Source organism: Pseudomonas sp. P5_152 (assembly GCF_033989915.1).
Classification (GTDB): Bacteria; Pseudomonadota; Gammaproteobacteria; order Pseudomonadales; family Pseudomonadaceae; genus Aquipseudomonas.
In genome coordinates this window covers 367,226-381,268 of the sequence record NZ_JASFAH010000002.1, presented here as the reverse complement: position 1 = coordinate 381,268, position 14,043 = coordinate 367,226, and the positions used below count along the sequence as shown (strand labels likewise).

At 61.4% G+C, this 14,043-nt stretch carries 10 protein-coding genes; 5 read left to right on the top strand and 5 right to left on the bottom strand.

Annotation, left to right across the window (positions count from 1 at the left end):
- Complete coding sequence (locus QMK50_RS01530; protein WP_320332310.1) at positions 1–579, top strand: hypothetical protein; 579 nt, start codon at positions 1–3, stop codon at positions 577–579.
- A 580-nt stretch (positions 580–1,159) separates the two neighbouring features.
- Here QMK50_RS01530 and QMK50_RS01525 read toward each other — a convergent pair.
- The gene (locus QMK50_RS01525) at positions 1,160–3,103 is read right to left on the bottom strand and encodes a DNA topoisomerase III (protein ID WP_320334481.1); all 1,944 of its coding nucleotides are present in this window, start codon (positions 3,101–3,103) and stop codon (positions 1,160–1,162) included.
- A gap of 256 nt (positions 3,104–3,359) precedes the next feature.
- Here QMK50_RS01525 and QMK50_RS01520 point away from each other — a divergent pair, with 256 nt between their 5' ends.
- Positions 3,360–4,685 carry an OprD family porin gene (locus tag QMK50_RS01520; protein WP_320332309.1) on the top strand — a complete coding sequence of 442 codons (1,326 nt, stop codon included), beginning with the start codon at positions 3,360–3,362 and terminating at the stop codon, positions 4,683–4,685.
- A 173-nt stretch (positions 4,686–4,858) separates the two neighbouring features.
- Complete coding sequence (locus QMK50_RS01515) at positions 4,859–5,074, top strand: hypothetical protein (protein ID WP_095168714.1); 216 nt, start codon at positions 4,859–4,861, stop codon at positions 5,072–5,074.
- 174 nt (positions 5,075–5,248) lie between these two features.
- Here QMK50_RS01515 and QMK50_RS01510 read toward each other — a convergent pair whose 3' ends face one another.
- The 4 genes from QMK50_RS01510 to QMK50_RS01495 form a co-directional block, all read right to left on the bottom strand.
- Positions 5,249–5,581 (bottom strand): DUF2790 domain-containing protein, encoded by a 333-nt coding sequence (locus tag QMK50_RS01510; RefSeq protein WP_320332308.1) that lies wholly within the window; start codon positions 5,579–5,581, stop codon positions 5,249–5,251.
- 149 nt (positions 5,582–5,730) lie between these two features.
- Positions 5,731–8,892 (bottom strand): CusA/CzcA family heavy metal efflux RND transporter, encoded by a 3,162-nt coding sequence (locus QMK50_RS01505; RefSeq protein ID WP_320332307.1) that lies wholly within the window; start codon positions 8,890–8,892, stop codon positions 5,731–5,733.
- A 26-nt stretch (positions 8,893–8,918) separates the two neighbouring features.
- Entirely contained in the window at positions 8,919–10,124 is a 1,206-nt protein-coding gene (locus QMK50_RS01500; protein ID WP_320332306.1) for an efflux RND transporter periplasmic adaptor subunit, read from the bottom strand.
- A 66-nt stretch (positions 10,125–10,190) separates the two neighbouring features.
- Entirely contained in the window at positions 10,191–11,366 is a 1,176-nt protein-coding gene (locus QMK50_RS01495) for a TolC family protein (RefSeq protein ID WP_320332305.1), read from the bottom strand.
- 537 nt (positions 11,367–11,903) lie between these two features.
- Here QMK50_RS01495 and QMK50_RS01490 point away from each other — a divergent pair.
- Together QMK50_RS01490 and QMK50_RS01485 are read left to right on the top strand one after the other, a co-directional pair.
- On the top strand, positions 11,904–12,578 hold the full coding sequence (locus tag QMK50_RS01490; RefSeq protein ID WP_095168719.1) for a heavy metal response regulator transcription factor: 675 nt from the start codon (positions 11,904–11,906) through the stop codon (positions 12,576–12,578).
- Positions 12,575–13,981, top strand: a complete 1,407-nt coding sequence (locus QMK50_RS01485; protein WP_320332304.1) for a heavy metal sensor histidine kinase — start codon at positions 12,575–12,577, stop codon at positions 13,979–13,981. Before QMK50_RS01490 ends, QMK50_RS01485 begins: the two co-directional genes overlap by 4 nt.
- Positions 13,982–14,043 lie beyond the last annotated feature (62 nt).

Below are 14,043 nucleotides of genomic sequence, written 5' to 3'. Positions count from 1 at the left end.
ATGAGACGCCATCTGTTTTTGGCCACGTTGCTGTTGCTCGGGGTGGGCGGCTACACCTCGGACCTGTTCGCCGAAGAGTCGCCGGCGCTGAGCGCATTTGGCACGGTGCAGAAGGTGTTCCAGAGCCCGCGCTGCCAGAACTGCCATATCCCTGGGGATGCGCCTTTGCAGTTCGATGCCGGGCTGACCCACGGGATGAATGTGGTGCGCGGGGTGGAGGGCAAGGGGTCTGCTGGCTTGCCCTGTGCTACTTGTCATGCCGAGTCCAATCCTCCGGCCAGCTATGGCCCCCACGCGCCACCCGGTGCCCCTCACTGGAGCCTGCCACCGGCCGCGCACAAAATGGCCTGGATCGGGCTGCCGGCCGATCAGTTGTGCCAGATGATCAAGGACCGTTCGAGCAACGGCGACCGCGACTTTGCTGCGCTGATCAAGCATGTCAGCGATGACAAGCTGGTGCTTTGGGGCTGGAACCCCGGCGGTAACCGAGCGCCGGTGCCGGTGCCCCATGACGTGTTTGTCAGCCAGTTCAAAGTGTGGGCCGAGGCGGGTGGGCCGTGTCCGATGGCGGGGAGTTAGGGGACAGGTGAGATCCGCGGGCGGGCAAAAACACTGTGGGAGCGGGCTTGCCCGCGATGGGCCAGTACCTTCAACATCGATGGTGCCTGACGCACCGCCATCGTCGGAACGCCGCCCGGGGCAAGCCCGCTCCCACCCATGTGTTGGGTGCATGCGAGATCTGCGGGCAGGCAAAAATACTGTGGGAGCGGGCTTGCCCGCGATGTGGGTCAGCACATTCAACATCGATGGTGCCTGACCCACCGCCATCGTCGGAACGCCGCCCGGAGCAAGCCCGCTCCCACAGGTTTGTTGGGTGTATGCGAGATCTGCGGGCGGGCAAAAACTCTGTGGGAGCGGGCTTGCCCGCGATGGGGCCAGGGCATTCAACATCGATGGTGCCTGACGCACCGCCATCGCGGGCAAGCCCGCTCCCACAGGTTTGTTGGGTGCATGCGAGATCTGCGGGCAGGCAAAAACACTGTGGGAGCGGGCTTGCCCGCGATGGGGTCAGCATATTCAATATCGATGGTGCCTGACGCACCGCTATCGTCGGAACGCCGCCCGGAGCAAGCTCACTCCTACAAGTTTGGCAGTTGCCTCAGGCCTTGGGCTTGGCCTTGCGTTTGCCGGTCGTTGCGGTTTTGCGCGCAGTGCTCTTGCGTTTGCCTTTCCAGGGTGTCGCGCCTTTGCCGGCTGGGCTTGCCGGGCCGCTGATGGTCAGGCGCAGGCCGGTGCAGCGGCCCACTTGCTTGCTCATCCAGGCGGCCTGCTTGGCGACAAACTCTTCCAGGCTCATTTCTCCGCTCTGCACCATGTCCAGGGCTTGTTCCCAGATGGCCGTGGTGCCGGGATCGGCGATGGCCCGGGGCACGGCGTCGATCAGGCTGAAGGCCGCCGGCGTGGCAGCCAGCGCCTTGCCGTGCTTGACCAGGTAACCACGGTCCAGCAGCCCCTGGATGATCCCCGCGCGGGTGGCTTCGGTGCCGATGCCGGTGGTGTCCTTGAGCTTTTGCTTGAGCAGCGGGTCCTGTACCAGCTTGGCCACGTTTTTCATGGCCTTGATCAGGTCGCCTTCGGTAAACGGCTTGGGTGGCTGGGTCCAGAGGTCCTTGAGGTTGACGCCGGCAACTGGATAGTCGCTGCCCTGGGTCAAGGGTGGCAGGTTTTGCGGGGCGGCTGGTTCGCGTCCCTTGGCCGCTGCCAGGGCCTCGGGCATGGCGCGTTTCCAACCCGGTTCCACCACCTGCTTGCCCACCGCGCGCAGTGCCTGGCCGGCACAGTCGAAGTCGGCCTGGGTGCGGTCGTACTCATGGTTGGGGAGGAACTGCGCCAGGTAGCGCGCACGAATCAAGGTGTAGACCGCCCGGTGCTTGCCGCTCAGGCGCTCGAAGTTGTGGGCGGCGGCAGTGGGGATGATGCCGTGGTGGGCGCTGACCTTGGCATCGTTCCAGGCCCGGGAGCGGCGTTGCGGTTCCAGGTGCTGGAGCAACGGCGCGAGGCTTGGGTCCGCGCGGCCCAGGGCCTGGAGAATCGCCGCCGCTTCGCCATGCTGGCTCACGGGCAGGTAGCCGCAGTCACTGCGCGGGTAGGTGATGACTTTGTAGGTCTCGTACAGCGCCTGGGCCACGTCGAGGGTTTCCTGGGCCCCCAGGCCGAGCTTTTTCGAGCAGATTTCCTGCAGGGTGCCGAGGTCGAACGGCAGTGGTGCGACCTCCCGCATCCGCTCGGTGCGCAGTGTGACCAGGCGCGCACTGGCGGCATTGCGCATGGCGTGCGCCGCTTGTTGGGTCAGTGCTTGATTGAGGCAGCGGTCCTGTTCATCGCACAGGTCCGACGGCGCCCGCCATTGGGCGGTAAACGGCATACCGTCGTGCAGCAACTGCACGTCGATCGCCCAATAGGGCACCGGCACGAAGTCGGCGATGCTGCGGTCGCGGTCCACCACCAGGCGCAGGGTCGGGGTCTGCACCCGACCCACCGGCAGTACGCCCTGGTAACCGGACTGGCGCCCGAGCAGGGTGAACAGCCGGCTCATGTTCATGCCGATCAACCAGTCGGCCCGCGAGCGACCCAGTGCCGAGTGATACAGGCTGAAGGTTTCCGCTCCCGGCTTGAGGGCCGCCAGGGCCTTGCGGATCGAGGCATCGTCGAGCGCCGACAACCACAGCCGCTGGATCGGCCCGCGATAACGACAGTGCTCCACCAGTTCGCGGGCAATCATTTCCCCCTCCCGGTCGGCGTCGGTGGCGATCACCAGTTCCTGGGCCTCGCCCAGCAGGCGCTTGACCGCCTTGAACTGGCTGGCGGTCTTGGGCTTGACCAGCATCTTCCACTTCTCGGGAATGATCGGCAGGTCTGCCAGCACCCAGCGTTTATAACGGGCGTCGTAGGCATCCGGTGGCGCGGTTTCCAGCAAGTGGCCGATGCACCAGGTGACGGTGATCCCCGACCCCAGCCAGCAGCCATCGCCACGCCGGCTGGCGCCGAGCACCGCGGCAATGTCTTTGGCCTGGGAAGGTTTTTCACACAGATACAGACGCATATCGACCATCAGTCTTCAGGTAACAAGCTGCACAGCATGCGCGGTGCAGCGGCCTGGATCAATCTTTATCTGTATGGATGTACAGTCAAAGGCGTTGCCGGCCATTGCGCCCGACACCACGCCCGTGCATGACGAAATTGTCATTCGCCCATCATCTTCACGTTATCTAGCGCTTGCCACGATATCGCTCGGCGGACTCGGGGCACCCGGCCCCGCATTACAACAAGACTTTGCGCCAAACATTCAGGAGCGAAAGATGAATAACAGCACAACATTGACCCTGGCGGCGATAGCCGCGCTGGCCGGTTCCGGCGCTTCACTGGCGGTGGCCGAAGAGAAGCCCGAGGGGTTTGTCGAGGGCAGCAGCCTGACGGTGCTCAACCGCAACTATTACTTCAACCGTGATCACCGTAACGGCCAGTCCAGCCCTACGGGCAATGGTTATTCCGAGGCCTGGGCACAAGGGATTATCAGCAGGTTCGAATCGGGATTCACCCAGGGCACTGTGGGTGTCGGGGTGGATGCCTTTGCCATGATCGGCCTGAAACTGGACACTGGCGACGGGCGCAATGGCGGACGCAGTTCGTTCGATGTATTGCCGGTCGACGCACGGGGCGAGGCCCGCGATGAATACACCAAGCTCGGAGGCGCGGCGAAACTTCGTGCGTTTGATACGGTGGTCAAGGTGGGCGATGTGTTTCCTGCCACGCCGGTGGTGGCTGCCGGTGATTCGCGACTGCTGCCGGAAAGCTTCACCGGGGTCACGGCCAGCAACACCAGCCTGGAGGGCCTGACGCTGCAGGGCGGTCGTCTGCACGCGATGAGCCAGCCGGTTTCGAGCAACATGCGCGACAACTTCGCAACCTTTTATGCCGGGCCGGTCAACTCGCCCTGGGTGGCGTACTTCGGCGGCGATTACAGCCTCAATCGGCACGTCAGCGTCAGCCTGTATTCCAGCCGACTGAAGGACGCCTGGAATCAGTACTACGCCGGTACGACCCTGAGTTATCCGCTGGCCGAGGAGGTTTCGCTGTTCGGGGGCTTGAACTATTACAAGGCGGTAGATGAGGGCCAGCAGTTGCTGGGCCGGTTCGATAACAACATCTGGAGTGCCAAGGCCGGGGTGAAGTTCGGTGCCCACAGCCTGGCGCTGTCCCACCAGCGCAATAACGGCAACGATGACTTCGACTACCTGCGACAGTCGGACTCGATCTTCCTCGACAACTCGATCCAGTACAGCGACTTCAACTCGCCCAAGGAGCGTTCGTGGATGGTGCGTTATGACCTGGACATGACCACTTACGGAGTCCCGGGCCTGAGTTTCATGACCCGTTATGGTCGCGGCAGTGATGCCGACTATTCCAGCGCCAACACGGTGTACATGCGCCGCGATGCCGAAGGCAATCCGTTGACGGACCAGAAGCGCTGGGAGCGGGATATCGAAGTCAAATACGTGGTGCAGTCCGGATCGCTCAAGGATCTGTCGTTGCGCGTGCGCCAGGCGAACACCCGGGCCACGGCATTCGAGTCGGATCTGGACGAAGTCAGACTGATTGTCGAATACCCTTTGGCGATTCTTTAATAGTGGGTGATGGGATAAGCCGTTTGGCCCAGTTTTAATAGCCAACCTATCAAGAATGTAATGTCCCGCCCATGCTCCTGTTAACTTGGCTTTTTTATACTTGTCGGCAAGCCAAAGACTTGAAGGCCACTAGGTCGGCGAGTCTTTCCGATAATGGTAAGAGGAAGCCTGTCATGAAACTTGCGAAGTTCGTGTTTATTGCGGTAGTTGCCGTGGCCAGCAGCAGTGTGTTTGCCGAAGGGGGCGCGGAGCGTTCTCAGCAATACCTGGCAGCGTTCAAATTGAGTCAGCAACAAGTGCACGGTACTTCGAGCACTGTTGATGTCCAGTCGACGGCCAACGCTGATGCACAGGGTGAGGACAAGCAGGGCAAGAACTCGGAGGGTTGATCACCGTTCACAGTGTCCATTCACCTTGGTAGCGTCTTGCTCCTTTGGAAGAGGTGAATTTTTCAGCGTCCTTCGGGACGCTTTTTTTTGCTCTGCCGATTGTTGCGGCTGCCATAGCCGCTGGAGCGAGTGCGCTGGCTCCAGCGGGGGTGGACGTTGCCGGGCTCAGTGGGGTCAACCGCCGCGACGGTTACAGTCGCCGGCAACGGTGTAGCGCAGGGTATTGAGTTGCCCGCGGGCGTCTTCATAGGTCATCTGCGCCGGTACGGGCCCGCAGAACTTTATCGGGGGAGTGACATTCACCACTTTGGCCACATCCAGTTTCATGCCATAGGCATATTCCTTGACGATGGGTTGTTCCTTGCCTTGTTGGGCGGCATAGCGCTGCATGGCCATCCGATTGTTCTGCATCATCGTTTCAAATCGCTTGTCGCCGCCACTTTCGGCGAGGGTGTTAGTGGACAAAATCAGTGCTGCGGTGAGGCTGATAAGTTGGCTGAGTTTCATGTCGATTACCTCGGTTAAATAAAGCGCAATATTATCAATCCCGACCTGTCGTCGACGTGGCGGCACGATGACAGATCAGTCATGCAAATATCCAAAACACTAAAAAACCCGCAGTCATTAATGACTGCGGGCAAGTAAGCACGAATAGATTAGTGCGCTGGGTTTTCGCTCACTGCCTCTTCATCCCGCCGATGGGCCCAGTGATACAGCGCCGGCAATATCAATAACGTGAGGGCCGTCGACGACAGGATTCCACCGATCACCACGGTGGCCAGGGGCCGTTGGACCTCGGCACCGGTACCGGTTGCCAGGGCCATGGGGATGAAGCCCAGGGACGCCACCAGCGCGGTCATCAGCACCGGACGCAAGCGCGTCAAGGCGCCTTCGTTGACGGCCACGCCAAGGGATCGACCTTGCTCGCGCAGGTTGCGGATGAAGGCGATCATCACCAGGCCGTTGAGCACTGCCACTCCGGACAGGGCGATGAACCCCACGCCGGCGGAGATCGACAGTGGAATATCCCGCAGCCACAGGGCCATAACACCACCGGTCAAGGCGAATGGGATGCCGGTGAACACCAACAAGCCATCCTTGAGGTTGTTGAACATCATAAATAGCAGCGCGAACACCAGCAGCAAGGCCACCGGCACCACAATCTGCAGGCGCTTGGCAGCCGACTGCAGCTGCTCGAACTGGCCACCCCAGGAGGTCCAGTAACCGGCAGGAATCTGTACCTGCTGCTCGATCCGGGCACTGGCCTGTTGCACGAACGAACCGATATCGCGGCCACGCACGTTGGCACTGACAATCACCAGGCGCTTGCCATTCTCGCGACTGACCTGGTTTGGCCCGAGCACCAGATCCAGGCTGGCAACGTCCGCCAGGGCTATGAAGCCGATGGTATTGGCGCTGCCGTTGAGCAGGGCGGGTACTGGGATCAGCAGCTTCGACAGGCCATCGATGTCCTTGCGCATGGCGTCGGACAAACGCACCACCATGTCGAAGCGCCGATCTCCTTCATACAGGATGCCGGCCTGGCGTCCGCCAACCGCCACCGCTATGGTGTCTTGCACATCACCGACGTTGAGCCCGTAACGCGCGGCCTTGTCGCGGTCGATATTGATGGTCAATACCGGTAGGCCGGTGGTCTGTTCGACCTTGACCTCCGAGGCGCCATCGATTTTTTGCAGCGTCGCCGCAATCTTCGTCGCGGTGCTGTTGAGTACGTCCATGTCGTCACCGAAGACCTTGACCGCGACGTCGCTGCGCACCCCGGAAATCAGCTCGTTGAAGCGCAGCTGGATTGGTTGCGACAACTCATAGTTACTGCCCGGCAACAGTGCGGTCACCCGCTGGATATCGGCGATCAGCGCCTCGCGGCTTTTGTTCGGGGCGGGCCACTGTTGCTGCGGCTTGAGCATCACGTAGCTGTCGGAGATGTTTGGCGGCATCGGGTCGGAGGCGATCTCGGCGGTACCGGTGCGGGCGAATACACGTTGCACTTCGGGGATCTTTTCCAGCAGCAGCGTTTCCAGACGCTGTTGCATGTCCACTGATTGGCTCAGGCTGGTGCCCGGTACGCGCAAGGCTTGCAGGGCGAAGTCGCCTTCGCTGAGGCTGGGCACGAACTCACTGCCCATGCGGCTGGCGACCACCGTGCAGACGCCGATCATCGCGAGCGCCAGGGCGAACGCCAGTTTGCGGTGCCCCATGACCCAATCCAGTGCCGGAGCATAGGCCCGGCGCGCGCCGCGCATGACCAGGTTCTCGCCTTCCTTGACCTTGCCGGTGACAAACATCGCGATGGCCGCCGGCACGAAGGTTACCGAGAGCAGCATGGCGCCGAGCAGGGCAATCACCACGGTGAACGCCATTGGATGAAACATTTTGCCCTCGACCCCGGTCAGGGCAAAGATCGGCAAGTACACCACCATGATGATCAATTGGCCGTAGATCAGCGGCCGTCGTGCTTCCCTGGCTGCCGCGAAGACTTCATGGAAGCGCTCGGAGCGAGTGAGAATACGGCCATGCTGCTGCTGGGCGTGGGCCAGACGGCGGATGGCGTTCTCGACGATGACCACTGCGCCGTCGACGATAATGCCGAAGTCCAGCGCGCCGAGGCTCATCAGGTTGGCGCTGACCTTGTTGGTGAACATGCCGGTGAAGGTGAACAGCATGGCCAGGGGGATCACCATGGCGGTGATCAGCGCTGCGCGGATATTACCCAGGAACAGGAACAATATAGCGATCACTAGGATCGCGCCTTCGATGAGGTTTTTCTTGACCGTAGCAATGGCTTTGTCCACGAGCGTGGTGCGGTCGTACACCGTCACTGCGACCACGCCCTGAGGCAGGGTCCGGTTGATCTGCTCAAGCCTGCTGGCCACCGCTTGCGACACCGTGCGGCTGTTCTCGCCGATCAGCATGAACACCGTGCCGAGCACCACTTCCCGGCCGTTTTCAGTGGCGGCACCGGTGCGTAATTCACGGCCGATGTCGACACTGGCGACGTTCTTGATCCGGATCGGTGTGCCGTCGACGTTGGCCATGACGATGTTGGCGATGTCATCGAGACTCGCCACCTGACCGGGAGCGCGAATCAGCAACTGCTCCCCACTGCGCTCGATGTACCCGGCACCGACGTTGGCGTTGTTGCGTTCCAGTGCGCTCACCAGGTCGGTCAACGTCAGCTTGTAGGCGGCCAGGCGCTTGGGGTCGGGGGCAATCTGATACTCCTTGGCAAAGCCGCCGATGGTGTTGATCTCCGCCACACCGGGCACATTGCGCAGTTGCGGCTTGATGATCCAGTCCTGGATCACCCGCAAATCGGTGGGGGTGTACGCGCTGCCATCCTCCTTGCGCGCATCGGCGCTGGCTTCCACGGTCCACAGGAAAATCTCCCCGAGCCCCGTTGAGATGGGGCCCATGACGGCCTCGACGCCCGGAGGCAGTTGCTCCTTGGCCACCTGCAGCCTTTCATTGACCAATTGCCGGGCGAAGAACAGGTCGGTTCCTTCCTTGAAGATCACCGTCACTTGCGACAGCCCGGAGCGTGACAGCGAACGGGTCTGTTCCAGCGCCGGCAACCCGGCCATGGCCGTTTCGATGGGGAAGGTGATGCGCTGCTCGGTTTCCAGCGGCGAGAACCCGGCTGCCGCTGTGTTGATCTGCACTTGGACGTTGGTGATGTCCGGCACGGCGTCGATCGGCAACTTCTGGTAGCTGGCGATACCCAGGCCAGCCATGAGTAGAACCGCGAGCAGCACGATGATGCGCTGCTCGATGGCGAATTGGATCAGGCGTTCGAACATGAGGACCTTCTTGTGCCGATAGCGGATCAGTGAGCGTGCTCGGCCGAAGCCTTGCCCAGTTCTGACTTGAGGATGAAGCTGCCCGCCGTGGCGACGTGCGCCCCGGCATCCAGCCCCTGGAGGATTTCCACCTGGCCTGCGGAGCGGCTGCCGAGCACCACTGTCCGAGCCTCAAAGCCGTCGTCAGTGCGCAGGAAAACACTGGGGCTGTCCTCAATGGTCTGAATCGCGGTTTCAGGGACGGTGACCGGGGCCTGGCGGGTTTCGGTCGTGACCCGCACGGTCACGAACAACCCCGGACGCCAGGCGCCGTCTGGGTTGGCGAGGCTGGCCCGGACCGTGGCCGTGCGGGTTTGCTCGCCCAGCAGGCTGCCGACGTAGGACACGTTGCCCGCCACTTCGGCATTCAGTTCCGGGGCATTGACGTTGACCGACGTGTCGACTCGTACGCTTTCCAGGTCCTTGGGCGAAACCCCAAACGTTACCCAGACCCGCGACAGGTCGGAGAGGGTAAACACGCTGGTGGAGTCATTGACCACTTCCCCCAGGGTCAGGTGTTTTTCCACCACCATCGCGTCGAAAGGCGCACGCAACTCATAACGATTGCCACCACCGGTAGCGCTGCTGCCACTCAATGCGCTGATTTTCTGGCGTGCGTTGTTCAGGGCGATCTCGGCTTCTTGCAGGGCTTGGCGCGCTTGCAGAAAATCCTGCTCGGCGGAAATCTGCTCCTGCCACAACTGGCGCTCACGCTCAAAGGTGCTGCGCGCCAGTTCAACGCGACGCTGGGCTGCCGCCTGCTCACTGCGTTGCTCGGAGATTTGCGGGCTGGCAATCACCGCCAGCAACTGGCCCTTTTTCACCGCTTGTCCGAGGTTGACCAGCACCTGCTCGACCACCCCGGGTGCGCGGGGAACGATGTGAGCAGTGCGGTCTTCGTCGAAACGTACTTCGCCGGGGAACGCCAGCGACAGCGCCATGACCTGTGGCCGGGCCTCGGCCAGTTGAATGCCGGCGGAGTTGATCTGCCCCTCGCTGAGCGTCAGGTGACCTTCGGCTTCCTCCGGTTCTGCTTCAGCTGGTTTGTCGACCGTGATCTGGGCGGGTGTGCCGTGCTCGGCGTGCGCCTGCTCTGCATCGGTCGCAGACGTGGCGCGGGTGGTCAGCAATGAGCCGAGGCCGATGCCGGCGCTCAGGGTCAAAGCGATGGCCAGGATGGCTTTTTTGTCCATGGATACTCCAGGCACCGTTGGGTCAGTACGACCGGACGGGTGCGCAATACGGCTATAGATAGGATTTCAAGGGGTGGGGAAGAGGGCGCGGGTGTCGCCATAGATGCGTTCGATACGTACCCAGGCATCGGTGGCATCGGCCACGGCCTGCAGGTACTGGCTGCGTGCTTCGAACAGGGTGCGCTGGGCATCGAGCACGTCGAGGAAGTTGAATTTGCCCATTTCAAAGCCACGGGTGGCGCTGTCGACTGCACTTTGGGCCGCCGGCAGGATCACCTGGTTGAAGGCGTTGACTTCGGTGTTGGCGGTGGCCCATTGGTCCAGGCCTGACTGAACCTCGGAGCGCAAGCGCAATTCGCTGGCGTTGCGCAGGTCCCGAGCCTGGTCGGTGCGGCGCGCGGCGGCTAGCACATTGCCCTGGTTGCGATTGAACAGTGGAATCGGCATCGACACGCCCAGGAGGTTGACCCGTTCGCGATCGGTCTCGCTGTACTGGCTACCGATGCTTACCGTCAGGTCGGGGATACGCAGGGCCTTTTCCAGGCCTAGTGAGGCTTCCTTCTGGTTGATCTGCAAACGCGCCAGGCGCAGCTCGGCGGTATCGGGGAGGCGATCAAGCAGGATCTGTGAGGACGCGATGGCCGGCAATGCGCTTGTCGGTTCTTCGGCGCGGGTAAAGGTGGCCTGTGGGGCCCCGGTGACCTGTGCCAGCTGCTGATAGGCGGTGGCCTGGTCACGTTCGGCGCGACGCAGTTGCAGGCGTACCTGTGACAGTTGCACCTGTGCACGCATGGCTTCGACCGGCGCCGCCTTGCCGGCGTTGATGCGTCCCTGGGCTACGCGTAGGCCGCGCTCGGCCAGTAGCAGCGATTGCTCGGTCAATGACAAACGTTGCTGGGCGGTGGTCGAACTGTAGAAGGCCTGGATCACATCCGCGCGCAATTCATTGCGTCGACGTTCCAGCTCGATGCTCGCAGCGTCCTGCGCACGCTCGGCGACTTCGATTCGGGCGCCGCGTTTTCCACCCAGTTCCAGCGGTTGGCTGAGCATCAGTGTGGTGGTTCGCGAGCGGCGTCGGGTGTCTTCGGCCTCCCAGGACACTTGCGGATTGGGAATCAGCCCGGCTTGCTGGCGATCACCCTCGGCGACGCCGATTTCCCATTGCGCCGCAGCCAGATTCGGGTTGTGGGCAAAGGCACTCTGCAGCGCTCGCTCCAGGGTCAATGGTGCGGCCTGTGCCATGGCCGGCAAGGCACTGGCGGCGACTGCCAGACTGAGCAGTAAAACAGCAGGGCCAGTGATTAACTTTCTGATCCTGGGTGGAATAACGACGCATTGATAACCCTGCACTGTGGACGTTCCTTTAATGCGAAACAGGCGATGGCGTTAATCTAGAGGTCGGTGCTTATCAGTAAGGTGGCTGGATAATTACAAATACGTTATCCGCGGTGTGCGCGGGTACGTGTGTATTAGGATGGAAAGTGTTGGAACGTTATAGGTATCGCCATCGAAATATGACGATACAAACACCGATGGTTTATCCGCTCAGATGCACTTGTTGATTTTGTTTGTTCGTGAATTAGCCTGCCTGTTAGTTGCGGCATTTTGTCGCGCCTGCAGATTGCAGCGCTCAAGGTCGCGGATTCCGGTTGACCCTGAAGCCACTACAGACATTAGCGTGGTGCATGAGCGGTTCATGTTGAATCACAGAGCCGTATGAAAAAATCTTTGTCGTGCTCTGAATAAATCCATGCGTTATTTGTTTAAAGGTGAACAACTATGCGAATCCTTGTGATCGAGGACGAGCTGAAAGCTGCCGACTATTTGCACCAGGGGCTGACCGAAAGTGGCTATGTAGTGGACTGTGCGAACAACGGTGCAGATGGACTTCACCTGGCCCGGCAACAGGCCTATGACTTGGTGATACTTGATGTAAACCTGCCTGAGGTAGATGGCTGGTTCGTGCTGGAACATATCCGCAAGAGTGGCAACACCCTGGTGATGATGCTGACCGCCAGAGGGCGGCTTGCCGATAAGGTCCGTGGGCTGGATCTGGGGGCTGATGACTACCTGGTCAAACCCTTCGAGTTTCCCGAACTGCTGGCGCGGGTACGCACCTTGCTACGGCGCAGCGCGCAGATTCCGTTGCCTCAGGTGTTGAAGGTGGCCGACCTGGAACTGGATCAGGGGCGACATCGGGCGTTCCGGGGTGAGCAACGTATCGACCTGACCACCAAGGAGTTCGCGTTGCTGCACCTGCTGATGCGCCAGTCGGGTGAAGTGCTGTCGCGGACCCAGATTATTTCCCTGGTATGGGATATGAATTTTGATTGTGACACCAACGTGGTCGAGGTTTCGATCCGCCGCTTGCGGGCCAAGATCGACGACCCATTCGACCGTAAGCTGATCCACACCCTGCGCGGCGTCGGTTATGTGCTGGAGGCGCGCGAATGAAACCGGCCAGCCTGTCGATGCGCTTGGGGTTGACGGTCAGCGTCCTGGGCGCAGTGCTGGTGGTGGTGTTGGCCATTCTCGCGTTCCTGGCGCTGACCCACGAACTGGACGCCCTGGCCAAGGGCGGCCTGGAAAGGAAAATGCAGCAGATTCGCCACAGCCTGGCACTGGAGCAGCACGCCAGCGACCTGCCGCTCAAGCCACACTCATTGCTGGACCAGGTCATGGGGCATGACAACCTGAACCTGACGATTCTCGATCAAAGCGCCCCGACGGCACCGTTGCTCAGTGTCGGCAGCCCACTGCCGTTACCGGCGCAGGCCCGTCGTGAGGCGGCCGCGGCGAGTCAGGACAAGGTCACCTACTTCAGCCGTTCGGATGATCAGGGCAGGCACTTTCTGACGGCCAGCCAATTGATGCCGATCAACGATGGGCAGTCGGTTGTGGTGCTGTTGTCGGTTGACCGCTCCAATGATGAGGCCCTGCTCAGTGCCTACCTCAGCTCGACCCTGATTGCCTTGCCGTTGCTGTTGATCCTGATTGGCCTCAGTGCCTGGGCGATTGTCCAGCGTGGTCTTGCCCCGCTGCGTGAGTTTCGCAAGGTCGCAGCGATGGTTTCGGCCCAGGACCTGAATCATCGACTGTCGGAAGCCAATATGCCCCAGGAGCTCAGTGAACTGGCGCATGGCATCAACTTCATGCTGCACCGGCTCGACAACGGTGTGCAGCAACTGTCGCAATTCTCCGACGATCTGGCGCACGAACTGCGTTCGCCCATCAGCAACCTGATGGGCAAGGCCCAGGTGACCCTGTCGCGGGAGCGTCCAATCGAGGAGTACAAGGCGGTGCTGGTGTCCTGCACCGAGGAACTGGCGCGAGTCACGCGCATCGTTTCCGACATGCTGTTCCTGGCCCAGGTCAGCCACCCGGCGGCGCTGGTGCCCTTTGAAGTGATTTGCCTGGAGGATGAGGCGCTGAAGGTCCCCGATTTGTTTAGCCTGGCGGCGCAGGAAAAACACATCACCCTGCAGATTTCCGGCAGCGGACGAGCCCTGGGCGAGCGACTGATGATCCAGCGCGCGATGTCGAACCTGCTGTCCAACGCGATTCGCCATTGCCCTGACGGGCAGGCGATTTCGCTGGTCATCGAAACTCACGGCGAACACCTGTCGGTGCTGGTGAGCAACCCCGGTGCGGGCATCGAATCCCACCATCTGCCGCACCTGTTCGACCGCTTCTACCGCGTCGACAACAGCCGCTCCCGCGCTCAGGGCGGCACCGGCCTGGGGCTGGCCATCGTGCGCTCGATCATGAGCCTGCATCAGGGCTCGGCCCAGGTGCAGAGTTCACCTGGGAGTGTGACGGTGTTTCGGTTGGTGTTTCCCAAGGGGCGTAATAGCTAAGGCATTGGGAAACTTCTTTAACTTGGGTGACCACACAGCCGCTGAGCAGGGGGCCCACCCAC